Source organism: Psychrobacter sp. (assembly GCF_036731945.1).
Taxonomy (GTDB): domain Bacteria; phylum Pseudomonadota; class Gammaproteobacteria; order Pseudomonadales; family Moraxellaceae; genus Psychrobacter.
This window is the reverse complement of record NZ_DAINDI010000042.1, coordinates 1-3531: the sequence shown is the minus strand read 5'-3', so window position 1 is coordinate 3531 and position 3531 is coordinate 1. Positions and strand designations below refer to the sequence as shown.

4 protein-coding genes are annotated in these 3531 nt (G+C 43.7%); 2 read left to right on the top strand and 2 right to left on the bottom strand.

All coding sequences use genetic code 11. The annotated features are described in order from the left end of the window. Positions 1 to 61: 61 nt before the first annotated feature. Together V7D75_RS09535 and wrbA are read right to left on the bottom strand one after the other, a co-directional pair. A complete protein-coding gene (locus V7D75_RS09535) occupies positions 62 to 550 on the bottom strand; it encodes a hypothetical protein (protein ID WP_333614375.1) in 489 nt (162 codons plus the stop codon). Between the two features lie 54 nt (positions 551 to 604). Then, on the bottom strand, positions 605 to 1222 hold the full coding sequence (gene wrbA / locus V7D75_RS09530) for an NAD(P)H:quinone oxidoreductase (protein ID WP_333614374.1): 618 nt from the start codon (positions 1220 to 1222) through the stop codon (positions 605 to 607). Between the two features lie 282 nt (positions 1223 to 1504). Between wrbA and V7D75_RS09525 the strand changes: the two genes are divergently transcribed. After that, entirely contained in the window at positions 1505 to 3058 is a 1554-nt protein-coding gene (locus V7D75_RS09525) for a YihY/virulence factor BrkB family protein (protein WP_333614373.1), read from the top strand. 172 nt (positions 3059 to 3230) lie between these two features. Next, positions 3231 to 3531: hypothetical protein (locus tag V7D75_RS09520; protein ID WP_333614372.1), on the top strand; the 301-nt coding region annotated here is incomplete at its 3' end.

Genomic DNA, 3531 nt, shown 5'->3' with positions numbered 1-3531 from the left:
ATGGAGCGCCGCTTTTTTGCTATCAATATAGGTTGCAACAATACAAGATGCCAAGACTCATCTAGCGAGAACGTGGCTGCCTAACGACATTATTCATTGACGGTAGACGTTTTAGCAAGATAAATAACCAGACGTTGATGGTAAGTAATAATACAAAATCAAGCAGATAGACCATTATCTCCGCCCAACTGTTGCCATAAACACGGGTAAATAACACCACCCCACTCGCGCCAAGATAAACCAAGGTAAACATACTGTCTATCAATAGCGCATACGGCGAACGCCCGCGTAATATCGATGGCGTTAAAACCAGCGCCGGTAGCAACCATAACGCTTGCCAAGCGATACCACCAACGATATCGGGACGACTAGGATTAAAGACGCTGATTAAAATCGGCAATGCCAATAATCTAAACGCCAGCCAAACCAACCACGTCACCATCAAACGCTGACGTATAGGCGCTATCGGCTTTTGCGCGTTAACTATTTCAGGTGTTTTTGCTACGGGCGTGTCGATATTACTGTCATGCTTGGATTGGTTAGTGACCATGAGAGATATGTATTTCCTAATTGATAACAGCAAGCGGCAACCTATAAAGGTTAATCAACGCTTCCAATTGGCTTGCGCTAAGGCAGACGCGGTAATTGCCAAACGCCGACCTTGGGCAATCGCCAGCTCGCGCTCATCTGCCGTTACTGGCTGATCATGTAACGCGCCGCTCACATGACTTGCACCATAAGGCGAGCCGCCACGCTGCGTTCTATTTAACGCAGGCTCAGCATAAGGGACACCCACAATCATCATGCCATGGTGCAATAGCGGCATCATCATGGTCAGCAAGGTCGTTTCTTGTCCACCATGCATCGAACCGGTAGCCGTAAATACCGCAGCAGGTTTATTCTGTAGATTTCCTGCCAGCCATAGGGTGACGGTATTGTCCCAAAAATACTTCATCGGTGCGGCCATATTACCAAAGTGCGTCGGACTACCAAGCGCAAGCCCGCTACAGTCTTTTAAATCGTCCATGGTGCAATAAAGGTCGCCCTCATCAGGAATGGCAGGCTTAGTTGCAGTGGTTTCAGGCGCGACGGTCGGTACCGTACGAATACGTGCCGTCATGCCAGCGTCTTCAATACCTTGAGCAATGGCATATGCTAATGTCTTCGTCGTACCATAATTTGAATAATAAAGCACCAAAACATAAGGGGCGGTCTGACTCATTAGCAAAACATCCTTACAAAATCGTTAAAATAAAGTGTCAAAGGCGCGTCAATCACACTATAAATGACCCGCATGAATAATAGATGTGCACATTATGCCCGAGTCATGCACTGACAGCAAACAAAGCCCATAAAGCGAATTTAGCAATGACATTTTGTAGATGCTATAGACAAGCATGTAAACCAACGCTGATTCAGTGCATTTTGACACAATTCAGTGGCAGATTCTGCACGCTTACTTTTGTTACACTATTCGCACTCTTATTGCCGTTAAATGGTTGTCATGGAAAATTTATTAAAAAAAATCCCTTTTTTACACCAACGTTGGTTTCAGTTTCTACGTTTTTTGACGCGGCACTTTTTTGAAGACAACTGCCAACAAAAAGCGGCGTCGCTAACGTATACGACGCTATTGTCAATAGTGCCGATCTTAACGGTACTCTTGATGATTTTGTCGTCAGTGCCAGCGCTTGCGTCGGTCAGAGCGCAGATTTATGAAGTGATATATAGCAACTTGCTGCCGCAATCGAGCTTGCAAGTCAGCAAATATATCAATAACTTCGCTGAAAAGTCATCTAATCTGACCATCATCGGTTCGATGGTACTGTTTTTTACCACCATCATGACTTTGACGACCATTGAGCGCGCCTTTAACCAAATCTGGCGAGTAGAGAATCGTTCAGGCGGTATGAAAAGCATTCTGCGCTACTGGACGATTGTGACATTAGGACCGCTGATTTTAGGCACGGCATTTATCGTCTCAAGTACGGTACAAAGCTTAAGTTTCTTAAATCGACAAATCGCCGGCTACGGTATCGACTGGTCGTTTTGGATTCAAATCGTTTCTATTGCGGTCACGGTAGCGGGCTTTATTAGTATGTACTGGTTTATCCCTAAAGCGCGTGTCCCTGCAAAAAATGCGGCGATTGCTGGTGTCTTTGTGGCGATTATTTTTGAGTTAATGAAGAACCTTTTTGGTACGGTCATGGCGAATTTTACCAGCTATGAGGCTATTTATGGGGCGTTTGCCGCGCTGCCAATCTTTTTATTATGGATATATCTATCATGGAATTTGATTTTGCTCGGCGTCGAGATTAGCTATACCTTGACGATTTTTGAGACCGAAGAAGTCTATCCGCGCCATCCACTCCTAAGTTTGCTCGATATGTTAAATCTCGTTTATACCCATCATTTAAAAGGCGAAGCGGTGAGCGAGCAAGCGCTACGCAATGTTTTAGGGCGCAAAGAGCTGCCGAAATGGTATACCTATATTAACTATCTACAAGACAGTAATCTTATCACCATGACCGAAGAAGAAGATTATGTGCTGAAAAAAGATTTGAGCAAAATGACCTTGTGGGATTTTTATCGTACTCTGCCTTATCCTTTGCCTATCAAAGATGAGCTTGATGAGATGAGCATTGAGGACCAAAAACCATGGCTGAGCTTATTGGTTGATCGCTTTGAAAATACAGAAGCCTATGCAAAACAACAATTAAACATGCCGTTAAATGCTATTTTTGCTCATAGTGAACCCCGTAAAAAATCAGAGGAAAATGCAGCAAATTCAACTAAAAACACTCGCTCTAAACTCTTTAGAAAATCTAACGAGGCAACTCCTAACCACCTATCTAAAAAAGACAAAGATAGGGATAACGTCACGCCGGACTTTGATCCTATCGCTTATGATAAAGACAGCGACGTAGAATGCGATGAGAATAACAATGAAATTCTCATTCCTAAAGATATTGGCGATAATAAACCTTCTACACTCGACCACAGAACTGGGAAGAGAGACGATATTATTACAGAAGCGGATAAGCCTATAGTGAGATGACGTATAACTGTAGATACAAACCAATATATTATATATAACTATATTTTTGCTAAATCCTTAAAATAGCTAAAATATCTTAATCTATAGAACAAATGTCGTACATGATATTAACATACCTGTTATATTACCCTCAAATTATATCAATGAGGGTATTAAGTTGGAAAATTCAATAATGTTTCCAGTAAAAGCTTTAAGTATTGGGGTCATCTCTCTTATGCTTGCAGCTTGTGGTGAAGAGACTGACCATATTCCGCCAGCAATGAATCAGCCAGCTAAGCCGCCAGTGACGACGCCTGAAAAGCCACCAGTGACAACGCCTGAAAAGCCGCCAGTGACGACGCCTGAAAAGCCACCAGTGACAACGCCTGAAAAGCCGCCAGTGACGACGCCTGAAAAGCCACCAGTGACAACGCCTGAAAAGCCGCCAGTGACGACGCCTGAAAAGCCACCAGTGACAACGCCTGAAAAGCCGC

Bases quoted from the DNA above. Each gene is read 5' to 3' on its own strand.
- V7D75_RS09535 (WP_333614375.1), bottom strand. From the start codon at position 550: ATGGTCACTAACCAATCCAAGCATGACAGTAATATCGACACGCCCGTA.
- V7D75_RS09525 (WP_333614373.1), top strand. From the start codon at position 1,505: ATGGAAAATTTATTAAAAAAAATCCCTTTTTTACACCAACGTTGGTTT.
- wrbA (WP_333614374.1), bottom strand. From the start codon at position 1,222: ATGAGTCAGACCGCCCCTTATGTTTTGGTGCTTTATTATTCAAATTAT.